The sequence below is a fragment of the Micromonospora sp. NPDC047738 genome, from assembly GCF_040642675.1.
GTDB lineage: Bacteria > Actinomycetota > Actinomycetes > Mycobacteriales > Micromonosporaceae > Micromonospora.
Window position 1 is genome coordinate 22,760 of record NZ_JBEYSO010000033.1, and the last position, 16,367, is coordinate 39,126.

General features: G+C 69.7%; 12 protein-coding genes. 9 read left to right on the forward strand and 3 right to left on the reverse strand.

Going from position 1 to position 16,367, the window contains the following annotated elements; all coding sequences use genetic code 11:
• Positions 1 to 179: 179 nt before the first annotated feature.
• A complete protein-coding gene (locus ABZ783_RS31805) occupies positions 180 to 1,040 on the reverse strand; it encodes an alpha/beta hydrolase (protein ID WP_357444870.1) in 861 nt (286 codons plus the stop codon).
• A 249-nt stretch (positions 1,041 to 1,289) separates the two neighbouring features.
• Complete coding sequence (locus ABZ783_RS31810) at positions 1,290 to 2,069, reverse strand: DUF2306 domain-containing protein (protein ID WP_357444956.1); 780 nt, start codon at positions 2,067 to 2,069, stop codon at positions 1,290 to 1,292.
• Here ABZ783_RS31810 and ABZ783_RS31815 point away from each other — a divergent pair.
• The 8 genes from ABZ783_RS31815 (at position 1,957) to ABZ783_RS31850 (ending at position 12,058) form a co-directional block, all read left to right on the forward strand.
• Complete coding sequence (locus tag ABZ783_RS31815; protein ID WP_357444962.1) at positions 1,957 to 3,396, forward strand: hypothetical protein; 1,440 nt, start codon at positions 1,957 to 1,959, stop codon at positions 3,394 to 3,396. The two genes, ABZ783_RS31810 and ABZ783_RS31815, sit on opposite strands and share 113 nt — an antisense overlap.
• Positions 3,397 to 3,482: 86 nt before the next feature.
• Positions 3,483 to 4,649, forward strand: a complete 1,167-nt coding sequence (locus ABZ783_RS31820; protein ID WP_357444873.1) for a branched-chain amino acid ABC transporter substrate-binding protein — start codon at positions 3,483 to 3,485, stop codon at positions 4,647 to 4,649.
• 5 nt (positions 4,650 to 4,654) lie between these two features.
• Positions 4,655 to 6,448: a copper resistance protein CopC gene (locus ABZ783_RS31825; protein WP_357444876.1), complete on the forward strand. Its 1,794-nt coding sequence runs from the start codon at positions 4,655 to 4,657 to the stop codon at positions 6,446 to 6,448.
• A gap of 16 nt (positions 6,449 to 6,464) precedes the next feature.
• Entirely contained in the window at positions 6,465 to 7,217 is a 753-nt protein-coding gene (locus ABZ783_RS31830; RefSeq protein WP_357444879.1) for a hypothetical protein, read from the forward strand.
• Positions 7,218 to 7,318: 101 nt separating this feature from the next.
• Positions 7,319 to 9,124, forward strand: a complete 1,806-nt coding sequence (locus ABZ783_RS31835; RefSeq protein ID WP_357444883.1) for a hypothetical protein — start codon at positions 7,319 to 7,321, stop codon at positions 9,122 to 9,124.
• Between the two features lie 142 nt (positions 9,125 to 9,266).
• Entirely contained in the window at positions 9,267 to 10,475 is a 1,209-nt protein-coding gene (locus tag ABZ783_RS31840) for a branched-chain amino acid ABC transporter substrate-binding protein (RefSeq protein WP_357444886.1), read from the forward strand.
• 50 nt (positions 10,476 to 10,525) lie between these two features.
• On the forward strand, positions 10,526 to 11,260 hold the full coding sequence (locus tag ABZ783_RS31845; RefSeq protein WP_357444889.1) for a hypothetical protein: 735 nt from the start codon (positions 10,526 to 10,528) through the stop codon (positions 11,258 to 11,260).
• 81 nt (positions 11,261 to 11,341) lie between these two features.
• Positions 11,342 to 12,058 carry a YcnI family protein gene (locus tag ABZ783_RS31850; protein WP_357444892.1) on the forward strand — a complete coding sequence of 239 codons (717 nt, stop codon included), beginning with the start codon at positions 11,342 to 11,344 and terminating at the stop codon, positions 12,056 to 12,058.
• A gap of 65 nt (positions 12,059 to 12,123) precedes the next feature.
• Here the strand turns inward: ABZ783_RS31850 and ABZ783_RS31855 are convergent, their stop codons facing one another.
• Positions 12,124 to 13,038: an aminoglycoside phosphotransferase family protein gene (locus ABZ783_RS31855; protein ID WP_357444959.1), complete on the reverse strand. Its 915-nt coding sequence runs from the start codon at positions 13,036 to 13,038 to the stop codon at positions 12,124 to 12,126.
• A gap of 514 nt (positions 13,039 to 13,552) precedes the next feature.
• On the opposite strand from ABZ783_RS31855, the gene rph reads away from it, so the two are divergent.
• Positions 13,553 to 16,150 (forward strand): rifamycin-inactivating phosphotransferase, encoded by a 2,598-nt coding sequence (gene rph / locus ABZ783_RS31860; protein ID WP_357444895.1) that lies wholly within the window; start codon positions 13,553 to 13,555, stop codon positions 16,148 to 16,150.
• Positions 16,151 to 16,367 lie beyond the last annotated feature (217 nt).

The window sequence follows — 16,367 nt, forward strand, 5'->3', positions numbered from 1 at the left end:
GTCGGGTGCACTGAACGGCGTGGAACTGCGTCCAACAGCACGCAACGGCGCTCAACCGCACCCGCCTCACCTGCGGCTTCTCGTTGGTGTGAGGCTCCTGGAGCGGTGTAGCCGGACGCGAGTTCGTTCATCGCTTGGCGGGGTGGCGGCCCTATCGCCCTCGGTGTGCCTGCCGGCTCCTAGCCACCCTTGACCCAGGTCAGCATTTCCCGCCAGTGGGCAGGAGACGGTGTGTGAGCGGCGTTCTCGCTGATGCGGACCTCGGCGTCGGGCATCCGTGCGGCGATCAGTGGCGCGTCGGCAACAGCTCTGCCGGGATCGCGTCGACCAGCCCAGATGAGGACGCGGCAGGGCACGTCTCGAAGGTGGAATCCCCACGGACGAATGTCTGTGGCCAGCCAGTCGCTGACCAGGCCGGCGGCGCCTTGGCGGGCGCCTTCGAGGTTGGACTCCTCATTTGGCTGCATCCAGGTGTCCTGGCCAGTCGCAAGCAGTTCTCGGTGCTGTTTGAGGGGATCTTCGGCGTACCAGGCGGCAGCGCGAGTCACGTAGGGGCGGCCGAGTCCCGGGATGTTGCGAACCGTCCAAGCTTGAAGCCGCTGCCAGCCGCGTACCGTCCGTAGCTCCCGGTATGGGCCGGTGAAACCGGCGGCGACGACGCCGGTAAGGCGTTGCGGGAACCGGGCACCACAGGCCACCGCGTACGGTGCGCCACCGGAGAACCCGACCACTCCGAAGCGCTCGATTCCCAGAGATGCCATCAGCGCACCGACCGCATCGGCGACGCCGAGCAGTGTTGGCCGGCGCGCAGGTGTCGACCGACCGTATCCAGGCCGGTCCACGGTCATCAGGCGAACGCCCACCAACGCCGCGTCCTCTGGGCGGCTGAGCCGAGAACCTGGCGTGCCATGCAGGTACACCACGGGCACACCGGCCGGATCGCCGTACTCCGCCCAACCCAGAACCCGATTGTCCGGTAGTGCGAAATCCATGTCGCTTCTCCGCTTCCAACAGGAAACCGTGGTCGCGTCCACCAGCATTCGGCGGAGTGTCACGCATCATGTGACGCCAACCCGTCACGGATCAAGCGGAGTACGACAAGCCGTACCTCCCTTCGGGCAAGCCCTATCCCAGCCGGTGTCGGCGGTACTGCGGACAGGATGACCTGGCTACTAACGGGCCAGGCAGGCGAGCGATGCGTAGCCGGACCGGTCCTCGGCGAGCAGCCAGGCTAACAACCCGACGTGCGCGAGGAAGCGTACGCCGCCGATTCAGCACGATCGACGTGGTCAGCGCGAAGCTGCGATCATCCACCGGCGGTGCTCCACGAACCGGCGTTGCCGCGCCATCCGGTATCCGGCGACTGCGGTGGCGAGCCACCGGACCGCCAGCATGGTGTTGCTGCCCTGGGATGAAACCGACCCTGCTGATCGGTGCGACGCCCAACACGGCGACGCCCCACTGGGAAGATCCCGCCGAAGCAGTAGGCCCGACCCATCCACCGCTGCACGGCCGGGTAGCGCCGGCCGCGGCCAGACCTGGAAACAGCCGGCGATCAACGCCACGGAGCCGACCGCGATGTGTGCCACCAGCAGCGGGGTAAGCCGTGCGGGCCGTCGGGTCAGCGGTGCGGGGTCCTGCCCTCGCCTTGCTGCTGGCCCTACCTCGGGTCGGCATCGCTCGGCCAGGGGAAGGGGCCACGACGGCGCCGGTGTCATCGGCGGCAACGGCCGGGCTGACCTGCTGCCCTGCATGATCACGACGATTGACGGAGCCGTACCGCGACCTTCTCGACAACTGCACCATGACGGCCTGCTCGTGCCGTCTTTAGTGTCGTGCCACGTGCGCTCTTCGGCCGCGCGGTGCCCAAGCTGCGCTGAGGGTCGCCAAGGGAGAACTGCCAAAGGGAGAAATATGGTGAAAACGAAGCCCCTCGTGGCGGGTGCCGTCGCTCTGGTGACGGCTGTGGCAGTGCAGCTGGGTGGAGCTGGCGCGGCATCCGCCGCCGAGCCGCCAGGATCGAGCCCGTCGGACAACTCCGCCCATGGCGGCGCGGTCCTCGACGACATCCACAACGTGCCGACGACCGCCGTCGCGAAGAACGTCACGTTCATCGACAACGTCAGGGGAGTCAGCGGCTACTCGGCGCTGAACTTCATCAAGTACGACAAGTACGGCTACGACTTCATGTTCGCCAACGGCACCGGCGGTCTCGCCGTCTGGTCGCTGGAGGACCCCAAGCACCCGGCCCTGGTCTCGAAGATCACGGCGGCCGAGCTGCGCCTGCCCGGGGACACCCAGGACAGGTTCTGGGAAGGCGAGAACATGACCGTCGACCCGAAGCGCAAGTTGGTCTTCCTCATTCGGGACCCGCGCGGCTTCGGCGGCACCGTCAGGACCGGTCAGTCCGGCGTCTACATCGTCGATGTCAAGAATCCGTGGAAGCCGGAGATCGTCACCTTCCACCCGATTCCGGCCGGGCACACGTCCACCTGCATCAACGACTGCAAGTACCTGTGGTCGGTCGGTCCGGCCAACACGGGGACGCCGGGCCACGACCCCTCGTGGAACGGCGTGCCGGTGCGGGTGACCGACATCCACGACATCAAGCACCCGTACACCTTCGACCGGGCGGTCGACCTCGATCGGCTCGACGGGGTCACCGACTACGTGCACAGTGTCGACGTCGACAAGGACGGCATCGCCTGGGTCTCCGGTGAGGGTGGCGTACGCGGCTACTGGACCGAGGGCAACCACTACGACCCGGTGCAGAAGCGCAACCGCGTCGCGACGGCGTACGACCCGGTGCCGTACGCGGGCGGGACCGTCACTCCCATCAACCCGGCGGGCACCGCCTTCTACGACTTCTTCGACCACAACGCCTACCACCCCACCGAGAAGGTCGGCTCCTTCGGCAAGGGCGAGCTGCTCTACATCACCAACGAGAACGTCACGTCCTGCGCGCAGGCGGGCGAGTTCAAGATCGCCTCGTTGAAGGGCAGCTACGACGGCGAGAGTTGGCGTTCCACGCCGGAGAACCCGTTCCGGCTGGAACTGATCAGCCACTGGTCGCCGTGGGGCAAGGAAGGGTCGTCCACCACCGGTAGCTGCTCCGCGCACTGGTTCACGGTGAACGGCAACATTGTGGCGCAGGGGTGGTACGGGCAGGGCACCCGCTTCCTCGACGTGTCGGATCCGAGGAACCCGACCCAGGTCGGCTACTTCCGCGTGCCGTCGGGGCAGGGCGTGACCGGCGGTTCGGCGTCGGCCGTCTACTGGCACAACGGGCTGGTCTACGTCGCGGACTACAACCGGGGCGTCGACGTCCTGCGGTTCGACGGCGAGCTGGCCGGCGCGCCGGACGACAAGATCTGTTGGAACTCGTGCGACAAGTAACCGTCTGAGCGAGAGCACCGGCCCGAGCGTGGCGACCCGCTGCGCCCGGGCCGGCTTTCGGTGGTGACGGACATGGAGGTAGAACGGTGCGACGCAGAGGTGCCGTGCGCGTGGCCGCGCTGGGCGCGACCGCGCTGGTGGTGAGCGGTCTGCTCGCCGGGTGCTTTGCCTCTGACGAGGGCGGGGGCGCCCCGAGGACGCGGGGCGAGATCACGTTCGGGGTGCTAGCCCCGCTGTCAGGCGACCTGGCTGAGCGGGGGCAGGACCTCGTCGACGGGGCGCAGCTGGCTGCCGCTGAGCTCAACGACCAGGGCGGGGTGCTGGGGCGGCAGGTGAAGGTGGCCGTCGAGGACGGCGGCTGCGCGCCGGCGAGCGGCGAGCAGGGGGCGAGTGGGCTGGCCGCCAAGAAGGTCGTGGGGGTGGTCGGCGGGCTGTGTGAGGACGCGGCGGTGGCGGCGGCGAACGCCGTGGCCGCGGCTGGCACGCCGTTCCTGGTCTCCTCCGCCCGCGCCGACCGGCTGATCGAGGCCGGGGTGCCGTCGGTGTTCCCGATGGAGGGGACGGTCTATCAGGAGGCGCTGGCCGCGGTGCACTGGATGGGCTACCGCAGCCCGCAGCGGGTGGCGGTGCTCGATGACGGCTCGCCGGCCGCACAGCGGCTGTCCGGCCTGGTGACCGACCGGGTCAAGGCAGACGGCCTGCCGGTGAGCAGGCAGAGCGCCGAAGCGAAGGGTCCTGATCTCGCGAAGCTTGCCAGCACCGTCACCGCTGCCAAGGCGGACTTCGTCTACTGGGCGGGGCCTGCGGAACCAGGTGGACGACTGGTGAGCGCACTCCGTCAGGCCGGCTACGCCGGCCATTTCATGGCCTCCTCCGAGTCGGACAGCCCCGAGTTTCTGCAGGCGGCCGGCGCGGCGGCCGAGGACGCGTACCTCACCATGGCGGCGAGCCCACGACTCCTCCCGGCAGCGGCGGACTGGGCTGCCCGCTTCAAGGACCGCTACCGACGGGAGCCGGGCCGCGACGCCATGCAGGCCTACGACGCGCTCCGCGCGCTGGCGCAGGCAGTGCGCCAGGCGGGGGACACGGCACCCGCGAAGGTTGTCGACAACCTCCCGCGGCTCGAAAACTTCACCACCTTCACCGGAACGCTCCGCTTCGCCGCCGATCACTCCCTGACGTACGACAACTTCATCATCGCCCAGGTCCGGGGCGGCAAGCTCATCCTGGCCAGCAAGCTGCGTACGGACTAGGTCGGATGACGTACCGCATGCACCCCGTACGCCATCGCTGGGCCCGGCTGGTCACGCGGCTGGCGGTCGTCGTCCTCCTCGCGACCGGCGGCCTGGTCACGGACCTCGCGTCCACCGCGACCACACATCCGGCGTACGCCCACGCCTACCTGCTGGAGACCTCGCCGGTCGACGGCGAGGTGCTGGCCTCGCCCCCGGCGGAGGTCCGGCTCCGCTTCGACGACGCGGTCAGCTTCAACGAGCGGTCGATCCAGCTGCTCGACACGAACGCGAAGAAGCTGGCGATCGGCATCGCTGGTCACGTGGACGGGAAGGCCAACACGGCGCGGGTCAGCCTGCCCACGGATCTGACCGAGGGAACCTACGTCCTGGCCTGGCGGGTCACCTCCGCGGACTCGCACGTGGTGTCGGGTGCGTTCAGCTTCAGCATCGGACACCCGAGCGCTACGGCCGCCCCGGTGGAGCAGGACGCCCACCGTGCCGTCCTCGTCGTCGACGCGGTCGGCCGCGCCCTGGCCTTTCTCGGTCTGGCCCTCGCCCTCGGTGGCGCACTGTTCGTGGCCGTGCTCTGGCCCGCCGGCCGTACCGACCGCCGGGGCCGGCGCATCGTGTGGTCAGGATTCGCCGTGCTGACCGCCGGCACCGTGGTGGTCCTGCTCGTACAGGGGCCGTACGCCGCCGGCACGTCGCTGGCCGGAGTGTTCGACCCGGACCTGCTCGGCGCGGCGCTGTCCACCCGGTTGGGCTACGCGCTGCTGGCGCGGCTGGTGATCGTGCTCGCCCTCGGCGTGGCCTTCGGGATCGCCGTACGCCCCGGCTCTCCCGCTGCCACGACCGGGACGGCCGGCGCCGGCGCCACCCGCCGGGTCGTGCTGCCCGCGGTCGCCGCGGTCGGCGCCGTCGCCCTGACGCTGACCTGGGCGCTGGCGGATCACGCGCAGACCGGCGTGCAGACCTGGCTGGCCGTGCCGGCGACCAGCCTGCACCTACTCGCCATGGGCCTGTGGCTGGGCGGCCTGATCACGCTCGCGGCCTGCGTACTCGTCCCGGCCGGGAGGCGGGAGACCAGCCAAGTCATCACCCTGGAGCCCGCGCTGCCCAGGTTCTCCCGGCTCGCGCAGGGCTGCTTCGCGGTGATCGCGGTGACCGGCGTCTATCTGTCCTGGCGGCAGGTGGGGACGTGGGCCGCGCTCGGCGCGACCGACTTCGGTCGGCTGCTGCTCGGCAAGCTCGCCGTCGTGCTCGCCGTGGTGGGTCTCGCCGCCGGGGCGCGGCGGTTCGTGCGGCGGCGCGGCCGCGAACCCCTCGGCCTCGACGCCGCCCCCTCGGCCGCGGTGCGCCGGCTGCGCGGCTCGGTCGTGGGCGAGATCCTGCTCGGGGTCGCGGTCGTGTCGATCACGGCCGTCCTCGTCAACACCGCCCCGGCCCGCACCAGCTACGCGCCGCCGGTGCACACCACCGTCCCCATTCCCGCCGCCGCGGCCGGCTCGGCCGCCGGGCTGCGGGACGCCTCGGTCGAGGTGAGGATCGAGCCGGCGAGGTCGGGCAGCAACGTGGCCGACATCTACCTCACCGGTCCGGACGGCTCGCTGGTCGCGGTACCCGAGATCTCCGGTCGGCTCGAATCACCCGACCGCGAGGTCCCGGCACTGCCCGTCACCGTCACCGCGGCCGAACCCGGCCACTACGTGGCGAACTCGATGTCCATCCCGTTCCCCGGGGTGTGGGTGCTGCGGCTGGACATCCGAGTCTCCGACTTCGACGAGACACCCGTGCGCGTCCAGTTCACGGCACGCTGAAAGGTTGGTGACACACATGCGAGGCGCTGACCAGAAGGCGTCCCGGAGCCGATCGACCGCGGTGGCCGCCGGCTTGCTCGCCCTCGGCGTCCTGGCCGGCTGCTCCAGCGGGAGCCCGGAACCCTTGACCAAGCCGCCCTACACCGTGGACTCCATCCGCTTCGGCCTCGTCAGCCCCAGTGACCTGGGCGAAGGCGCGACCGAGATCAAGGACAACGGCCACTCCTCGCACGTCGTCTACACGCCCCCGAACAGCATCCCGACCTGCCCGTACGTCCAGCGTTCGGAGGACGTCGAGGTCAGTGTGGAGCCAGCGATCGAGCCGGTGGGCGGGAATCCGACCGGACGGATCATCGTCGCACCACAGCTCGCGGGGCCGTCGTCCCTGCCAGTGGTCACCCAGGGCGCGGTGGTCTTCGAAAGCCCCTCACTCGCTGACAGCACGATGAACACCGTCGTTGCCGAGGCCACCAAGTGCCCGGCGACGTTCGGCGTGCTCGGCGGACCGCCGTCCGTGGTGGGCGAGTACAAGGTCGGCAGCCGATCGATCGAAATCAACGGATGGAAAGGGTACGCCCAGCATCTTGTACACACCTCGCCGCCCGACGTGAACCCGGACACCTACGACGACCTGGTCACCGTCGTGGTGCACAAGGAGAACGCCATCGTCTATGTCGGCTACGCCCAGATCAAGGCCGTGGGCAAGCGCGCCGACTCCGACGAGAAGGTCAAGGCGTTGATGAAGACCACGCTGGGCCGCCTCGGCTAGCGCGAATATCACCGATTGAAAGTGGAGGAAGGGTGAGAGTCATACCCGTTGGAAGAGCCAGGAGGGGCAGAGCTCTCCTGAGGGGCGCGACCGTGCTTGCGATGGCGGCCGCGCTGCAGATGTCGAGCGTCGGCGCGGCCCACGCGGACCCGTCCGGTCCGGTCCGCCCCGGCACGGTCGGGTCGGCCGAGGCCGAGGCGACCAGCCTGCAGAACCAGGCGGACGCGGCCGCGAAGGACGCCGCCAGGGCAGCCGCCGGCCTGGACGAGGCCAAGGCCAGGGCGGAGGAGGCGGCGCAGAAGGCCGCCGACGCCGCGGCCACGGCCGAGCAGTCGGGCAAGATCTCCGACAAGAACAAGGCGGATGCCGCCGCCGCCCAGGCCGCGCAGGCATCCGCGCAGGCAGCGCAGGCGCAGCTGGAGTACAACGAGAAGGCGGCCGCGGCGGCGCAGGCCGCTGCGGCCGCTGCGGAGGCGGCGACCAACGCCGAGCGTGAGGCCGCGTCGCTCGCCGGCATCACGGACGGCACCGCCACCGAGGGGACGCAGACCCTGCCGGACACCGGGGTGTTCCCGGACAACGCGACGCACAGCGACAACGTCGAGGTCGTCGGTCACGTGCGCGGCCTGCTGTCGAACAACGGGAGCTGTCCCGCGTTCAAGGCGACGAAGTGCCCGGCGTTCTCGTCGCTGAACTTCGTGCACTACGAGAAGCTCGGCTACGACGTCATGGTCGCCAACGGCACCGGCGGCCTGGCCGTCTGGTCGCTGAAGGACCCCGAGCACCCGGAGTACATCGCCGCCGTCACCGTCGACCAGCTCAAGCAGCCGGGCGAGACCATGACCCAGTTCTGGGAGGGCGAGAACCTCACGGTCGACAGCCGGCGCAAGCTCGTCTTCCTGACCCGCGACTCGGGCACCAAGGGCCTGTTCATCATCGACATCAAGGACCCGTGGCACCCGAAGCTGCTGGGCTTCCACCGGGTCCCGCTCGGCCACACCGCGACGTGCATCAACGACTGCCGGTTCATCTGGTCGGTGGGGTCGGGTGTGCGCGGTGTGAGCTCCCCCGTCTACGTGACCGACGTGCGGGACGTCAACCACCCGTTCACCTACAGCCAGGCCGTCGTCTCCGACGTCCGGCGCACCGGTGTGACGAGCGGCTCCACGCACAGCGTCGACGTCGACTTCGACGGCGTCGTCTGGGTCTCGGGCAGCGGCGGCGTCCGCGGCTACTGGACCGACGGCAAGCACTTCGACCCGGCCACGCAGACCAAGCGCTACGCGACGGCCTACGACCCGATTCCGTACGCGGGTGGGAGCGTCAGCGGCTCGGAGAGTGCCTTCCTGCACAACGCCTACCGCTTCCCGAACGCCCTGGGCGACCGCCCGAAGGGCGACGTGGTGCTCATCACCAACGAGAACAACAACCAGAACTGCGCGAAGGCCGGCGTGTTCATCCTGGCGTCGCTGGAGGGGACGCACGACGCCGAGGGGATCACCTCCACGCCGGAGAACCCGGTCAAGATGACGCGGCTCGCCACCTACAGCCCCGGCGGCAAGCCCGGCCACTACGTCGACCCGACGGGCAAGGCGGGTGACTGCTCCGCACACTGGTTCACGGTGAACGGCAACATCGTCGCCGCCGGCTTCTACGAGCAGGGCGTCCGGTTCCTGGACATCTCCGACCCGAGCAACCCGCAGCAGGTCGGCTGGTTCCGGGTGCCCGACCGCGCCGCCGGCCCCGACGGACCGGCGATCATCGGGAGCAACGCCTCCTCGGCGTACTGGCACAACGGGTACGTCTACGTCCCCGACTACGGTCGAGGCGTCGACATCCTGAAGTTCACCGGCGACATCCCCGGTAAGCACGAGAAGAAGGTCTGCTGGAACTCCTGCGAGAAGTAGTCTTCCGCGGACCTTTCGTACGTGGAGGGGTCCCCGCGCCGCTACCGGCGGCGGGGGTCCCTCCCCGTCACCCGCCCCTCCCGGGGCGGACCTGCCTCGACCACCCCATTCACCACCACCGGAGCCGAGAGAGAAGCACCGAATGCAGCTCCTGACCACCCTCGACGGCCGCAGCCGGACCCGCCGCAACCGCTGGCTCGCGCCGTTGGCCCTCACCGTCCTCACGCTCCCGGCCGTAGCCGCGTGCACCTCGACCGACGACGCGCCCGCCGCGCCCCGGGGGGAGATCGCCTTCGGTGTGCTCGCGCCGCTGTCCGGGCCGGACAAGGCACGCGGGCAGGATCTGGTCGACGGGGCGCGGATGGCGGTGGACGACCTCAACGTCCGTGGCGGGATCATCGGGCTGCACGTCTCCCTCGTCACCGTCGACGACGAGTGCCTCGACGACGGCGGCAAGGAGGCGGCGAAGCAGCTCCACCTCACCGAAAACGTCGCCGGCGCCCTCGGAGGCGTCTGTGACGGCGCGGCCGAGGCCGCCGCGCGGGTCCTCGGCGGTAACGGGCTGCCGTTTCTCATCACCTCCGCCAACTCGCCCACGCTGGTCAGCGCGGAGGACACTCCCACGGCCTATCTCACCAACGGCACCCCCTACCAGGAAGCGCTCGCGGCGGTGCACTGGATGGCCTACCAGGCGGCCCAGCGGCTCGCGGTGATCGCTGACGACACCCCGCAGTCGGCATACCTGGTCAACCAGGTGATCTCAGTGGCCTCGCCCGTCCCCAAGGTGGTCAGCAAGCAGACCCTGCCCGCCGGGCAGCGGGACATGGCCGCGGCCGCCGCCACCGCGCTGGCCGCCGACCCCGACGTCGTGTACTGGGCCGGCCCGGCCCAGGAATCCGGCCAGCTGGCCGCAGCGCTCCGCAAAGCCGGGTACAAGGGCAAATACATCGCCTCCGCAGCATCCGAAAGCCCCGATTTCCTCTCCGCCGCCGGCAGAGACGGCGCCGAGGGCGCATTCGTGATCACAACGGCGAGCCCGCAGAACCTCCCCGCCGCCGCAGCATGGACCACACGGTTCACCAAGACCTTCGGCCACCCGCCGGGCCGGGACGCCCTGCAGGCGTACGACGGGCTGCGCGCCCTCGGCCAGGCCGTGACGCAGACGGGAAAGGTCGACCGCGCGTTGAACAGCGCACAGTTGGCCCAGCTCGAGGACGGCTTCACCACGTTCCTGGGCGAGCTGCGGTTCGCCCCCGACCACACGGTCAAGTACGACAACCACCTCGTGCTCACCGTCAAGGGCGGTGCCTTCACCCTCGCCAACACACTGCGTTCGGACGACGGCTCCTGACGGCCCGTGGTCGAGCGCCGCCCCTCCGCCCCCGATGAGGTGAGCCATCCGTGATCTTGAGCTCCCGTGCCACCGCGACCCTCGCGCTGGCTGCCGTCTGCGCCGCCGTCACCGGCTGCTCCAGCGCCGCCGGCCCCACGGCGAGCAAGCCGTCCTACACGGCCGACGACGTCAAGGCCGCGTTCTACAACGCAAAGGACGCCGGCGAAGGCGCGCGCGACTACTGGTACGACCGGGACTTCCACTCGCACAACAACTACGTGCCGCCGAGCGCCATCCAGACCTGCCCGTACGTCCAGCGCTCCGACACAGCCAACGCACCATCCAACGTGGTTCAGCCCGTCGGTGGCCAGCCCGTGGGCCAGTTCGCCGTGGAACCCACCCGGGCGACCGACTCCCGCGTGCCATACGTGACCCAGAACGCCCTCGTCTTCGCCTCGACCGCCATCGCCGACAACGCGATGAACGAGGTCGGTTCCGGGCTGGCCGGCTGCCCCGGATCGTATGAGGTCGACGGGGGACCGCCGGTCATCCTCGGCGCCTATCGCGCTACCAGCCGTCCGCTTGAGGTGTTCGGGTGGAAGGGATACGTGCAGCAGCTCGCCCACACGTACCCGCCGGGGCAGGACGACGTCTATTTCGAGGACATCGCCATCGTGGTGCTCCATCGAGCGAACCTCATCCTCTACCTCGACCTCACCCAGAAGAAAATCGTCGGAGACCGCGCCGACTCGGCCGACAAGGCCAAGGGGGCCATGGAGAAAGTGCTGCGGCGGCTGGGCTGATCGAGACCTGCGCCGGGAGCAGACCGCAGCCCGCATATTCCACGTCATGATTATCGATCAATGGAAAGCTGGAGAATGCACATGCTTCGTCGAGCCCTACGTGGCCTCGTAACCGTAGGCGTAGCGGCCTGCCTGGTCGGCGTCCTACCGACGGCGGCGTTCGCGCACGTGACGGTGAACCCGGGCACGGCCACCCAGGGCGGCTACGCAGCCCTGACGTTCCGCGTTCCCACCGAGAGCGACGACGCGAGCACCACCAAGATCGAGGTGCAGTTCCCGACCGACTCCCCGCTGGCCTCGCTCTCGGTGAAGCCACACCCCGGCTGGTCGTACGAGATCACGAAGAAGAAGCTGGCCACACCGATCGAGGCGCACGGCGCGCAGATCAGCGAGGTCATCGACAAGATCACCTGGACTGCGGCGAACCCGCAGTCGGCGATCAAACCGGGTGAGTACGACGAGTTCTCGGTGAGCGCCGGACCGCTGCCCGCGGCCGACCAACTGGTGTTCAAGACGCTCCAGCACTACAGCGACGGCGAGGTCGTGCGCTGGATCCAGGAGCCAGCCTCCGGCGCCGACGAGCCGGAGCGGCCCGCGCCAGTGCTCCGGCTCGTGCCCGAGGCGAACCCGGCATCCTCTCCGGCGGCGGGCACCGAGCAGGCGGCGCTGGCCGTGGACAACGCGCCCACGACCCAGTCGAATGCGGAGGTCTGGTGGGCGGTCGGACTGTCCGTGGCCTCGCTGGTGATCGGCCTCGGGTGCGCGGCGATCGTCGTGCGGTCGCGCCGGACGCGATAGGCCGCCTCGAATTGGGGACTGCCAATCGCCTCGAATCCTGGAGGACTCGGGAGGCGATCGCCGGGTCAGCTGATTGTGGCGATGAGGCGTTGCAGAGCGGCGTGGGCGGGCGGGCCCCAGGTGGGTTTGCCGCCCGGGCGGCCGTGGACGCCGTCGTCGCCGATGAGGATGCCGCCGAGGGCGCGTGCCATCGCCCAGCCGCGGGCGCGGCGCATGGTGGCGGTGTCCGGGGTCGGCTGGTAGGCCGCGTGGAACTGGTCGGTGGTGTCGTCCGGTAGCAGGAGCCACACGGCGGCGAGGTCATATGCCGGGTCGCCCGCGCAGAGGTCGCCGAAGTCGATCACGCCGCAGAATGTGCCGTCGGCAGTGAGGACGTTGGCCGGGTGCAGGTCGGCGTGGAGCCATAGCGCGCGGCCCGTCCATTGAGGCGCGGTGACCGCGTCGTGCCAGACGGCCCGGACGGCGTCCGGGTCGTTGATCAGCCCCCGCTCGGTGGCGGAGGTGAGCGCCGTGGCGAATCCCTCGGCGTGATCGGTTAGTGGCCCGCCGCGGCCGCGGCCGGCGGGCGCGCCGCTGGGGGCGGGTTGGTGAAGAGCCGTCAGGAAAGTGGCCAAGGATGTGGCCGCGTCGGAGGCTCGCGTGACGGGGGCCCGGTCGGCGGGTGTGCCCGGAACCCAGGTGGTGATGAGCCAGGGCCGAGGGAACCGTTCGGAGGGCTCGCCGAGTCGTTGCGGGACGGGGATTGGCAGCGGAAGGCGCGGGGCGAGCGTGGGCAGCCAGGAGTGCTCCTTGCGTAGCAGCGCGTCCGCGGATCCGGTCGCCCAGGGAAGCCGGACGGCCAGGTCGTCGCCGAGCCGCCACAGTTGGTTGTCCCATCCCCGCGCGCCCAGCCGAACCGGGCGATCGGCGAGGTCGGGGTGCTGGTCGCGGACCAGATCCCGGACCAACTCCGCGGTGATCTCGATCTCGACGTGGGTCATGCAGAGCAACAGTAATGTGCCACTCGGGGAGACGCTGAACAGCACGTCGCCGAGGACCCGGTTGCTCGGCCGGATCACCTCGGCCGCGGCGATGATGAGCTGACCGACGATCGCGCTGGCCAGGCCCACCCGGGCGACGCGGCCGTGGCCACCGGCGTCTGAGAGGGCCAGGGCCCTGCGGCGGTCGTGGGGGTCCGGCACCCCGGAGGCACCCGGCACGCTCCAGGCGGTCAAAGGATCTCAGCCTGCGGCGGACGACAAAAGCAAAGGCAAGGAGATGTCACTCCTTGCCACTTCTAACGTATACCGCACCGGGGGGCTTGCGGCAAGACCCGGGTCTTGCCGCAGAATCGGCGGCCGGACACAGCACCGACGAGGAATTGGGGGGCCACGACGTGGGTGTGCTGTCGATGTACGGGGGACGCGCCGACCTCGAACCAATGATGTTCGAGGCGCCGGTGATTCGATCGGCCAGTGCGGTGCAACGGAGCACGGCTGACTCGGCGGTATCGCAGTGATCGAGCAGTACGTGTTGGATCTTCAAGAAGTTGACGAGACGCAGGTCGCGGTAGTTGGTGGCAAGGGCGCGCACCTGGGCGAGCTGTCGCGGATCGAAGGCGTACGCGTGCCGGCCGGCTTTTGCGTGACGACGGACGCGTTCCGGCGGATCATGGCCGAAGCGCCGTCGATCGACGACCGGCTCGATCAGTTGGCGCGCCTGAACCCGGATGACCGGGAGGCGACCCGCACGCTCAGCGCGGAGATCCGCCGGACCATCGAAGGGATTGCCATCCCGGGCGATCTGGCGGCGGCGATCACCCACGCGCTCGCCCGGCTCGGCGAGCAAGCTGCCTACGCCGTCCGATCAAGCGCGACGGCAGAGGACCTGCCGACGGCCTCCTTCGCGGGCCAGCAGGACACCTACCTGAACGTCGTGGGGCCGGCCGCGGTCCTCCAGCACGTCAGCCGGTGCTGGGCGTCGCTGTTCACCGAGCGGGCCGTGACCTACCGCCAGCGCAACGGCATCGACCACCGTTCGGTCCACATGGCCGTGGTCGTGCAGCGGATGGTCTTCCCGGATGCGGCCGGCATCCTGTTCACGGCCGACCCCGTCACGTCCAACCGGAAGGTCGCCACCGTGGACGCCAGCTTCGGCCTCGGCGAAGCTCTGGTCTCCGGCCTGGTGAACCCGGACGTCTTCAAGGTGCGCGACGGCGAGGTCGTCGCCAAGGCCGTCGCCGCCAAGCAGCGTGCCGTTCACGCCCTACCGGCTGGCGGTACCCAGGAAGTGGCGATCGACCCGCAGCGGCATGAGCAGCCGGCGCTGACGGATGCCCAGGTCGTGCGGCTGGTGCAGCTCGGCCGGCGGATCGAAGCGCATTTCGGCCGCCCGCAGGACATCGAATGGTGCGTGGTCGACGACGACTTCCAGATCGTGCAGAGCCGGCCGATCACCACGCTGTTCCCCATCCCCGCGGCCGGCGACCAGGAGAACCACATCTACCTCTCCGTTGGTCACCAGCAGATGATGACCGACCCCATGAAGCCCCTGGGGCTCTCCTTCTGGCAGCTGACGGCCATGGCGCCGATGCACGAGGCCGGCGGCAGGCTGTTCGTCGACGTCACCCAGCGCCTGGCCTCGCCCGCGGGCCGCGCCGGCTTCCTGGAGATGGCGGGGAGATCCGATCCGCTGACCAGGGACGCGCTGGAGAACGTCCTCGACCGCCACGACTTCGTCCCGGCGCTCCCGGACGGCGGGCCCGGCGGGCCGCCGGTCGGCGGTGCGTCCGCCCCGATCGAGAACGATCCGGCCATCGTCACCGAGCTGATCGAGCGCAGCCAGGCGTCCATCGCCGCCCTGCGGCACGACATCCGGACGAAGACCGGACCGGCGCTGTTCGACTTCCTGCTGGAGGCCTTCCAGGAGCACAAGCGAGTCCTCAGTGATCCATTGAGCATGCAGGCGATCATGGCGGGGATGGAGGCCACCTGGTGGCTCAACGACCGGTTGCGGGAATGGCTGGGCGAGAAGAACGCGGCCGACATCCTCACGCTGTCCGCCCCCGGTAACGTCACGTCGGAGATGGGCCTGGCGCTGCTCGACGTCGCGGACGTGATCCGCCCGCATCCGGAGGTAGTGGCGTTCCTGCAGGGCGTCGAGGACGACGGCTTCCTGGACGAGTTGCCGAAGTTCGCGGGCGGGACCGAAGCGCGCGACGCCATCGACGCCTACCTCGACCGGTACGGCATGCGCTGCGTCGGCGAGATCGACATCACGAGGCCGCGCTGGAGCGAACGCCCCGCCACTCTCGTGCCCGTGATCCTCGACAACGTCAGGAACTTCGAGCCGGGCGCCGCCAAGCGGCGCTTCGAGCACGGGCGCCAGGAGGCGGAGAAGAAGGCGCAGGAGGTGCTCGAACGCCTGCGGGCGCTGCCGGATGGGGAGCAGAAGGCCGAGGAGACCAAGCGGATGATCGACCGGGTCCGGACCTTCATCGGCTACCGGGAATACCCGAAGTACGGCATCGTCAGCCGCTACTTCGTCTACAAGCAGGCCTTGCTCGAAGAGGCCGAGCGCCTCGTGCAGGCCAACGTGCTCGCCGAGAAGGAGGACGTCTTCTACCTCACGTTTCAGGAGTTCCACGACGTCGTGCGCTCGAACCAGGTGGATGACAAGCTGATCCAGCAGCGCAAGGACGCGTTCCGGTCGTACCAGGCGCTCACGCCACCCCGGGTGCTGACATCGGATGGCGAGGTCATCGCCGGGTCGTACCGACGCGACGACGTGCCGACCGGCGCCCTGATCGGCCTACCGGTCTCCGCCGGGACCATCGAAGGGCGCGCCCGCGTCATCCTGGACATGGCCCAGGCTGATCTCGAACCGGGTGACATCCTCGTCACGGCCCACACGGACCCGAGCTGGACGCCCCTCTTCGTCGCCATCGCCGGCCTGGTGACGGAGGTCGGAGGATTGATGACACACGGCGCCGTGATCGCACGGGAGTACGGCCTGCCGGCTGTCGTCAGCGTGGTAGATGCCACCCGGCTGATTCCCGATGGGCAGCGGATCCGCGTGCACGGAAGCGACGGGTACGTCGAGATCCTTGACTGACCACAGCCTCTTCCAGCCTCCCACGTCACAAACAGCGCTCCCTGCACCGCCGGCTACGGCGTGCAGCCACCCGCAGGCGTAGGTGTCAGGGCTCGGCTGCGAGCGCGTCCTGGCGCGGCTTGAGCCTGACGTCGACCCGAGAGGGTCAGATCCCGGCTCAAGCCGTCGCGCAGGAGCCGAATCCACGTCGAAGGCGCGCGACGGCGGGGTCGGCCAG

Coding starts and splice junctions, on each gene's coding strand:
- ABZ783_RS31835 (WP_357444883.1), top strand. CDS start 7,319: ATGGCGGCCGCGCTGCAGATGTCGAGCGTCGGCGCGGCCCACGCGGAC.
- ABZ783_RS31805 (WP_357444870.1), bottom strand. CDS start 1,040: ATGCTGGTGGACGCGACCACGGTTTCCTGTTGGAAGCGGAGAAGCGAC.
- ABZ783_RS31810 (WP_357444956.1), bottom strand. CDS start 2,069: ATGTCGTCGAGGACCGCGCCGCCATGGGCGGAGTTGTCCGACGGGCTC.
- ABZ783_RS31840 (WP_357444886.1), top strand. CDS start 9,267: ATGCAGCTCCTGACCACCCTCGACGGCCGCAGCCGGACCCGCCGCAAC.
- ABZ783_RS31855 (WP_357444959.1), bottom strand. CDS start 13,038: ATGACCCACGTCGAGATCGAGATCACCGCGGAGTTGGTCCGGGATCTG.
- ABZ783_RS31825 (WP_357444876.1), top strand. CDS start 4,655: ATGACGTACCGCATGCACCCCGTACGCCATCGCTGGGCCCGGCTGGTC.
- ABZ783_RS31850 (WP_357444892.1), top strand. CDS start 11,342: ATGCTTCGTCGAGCCCTACGTGGCCTCGTAACCGTAGGCGTAGCGGCC.
- ABZ783_RS31830 (WP_357444879.1), top strand. CDS start 6,465: ATGCGAGGCGCTGACCAGAAGGCGTCCCGGAGCCGATCGACCGCGGTG.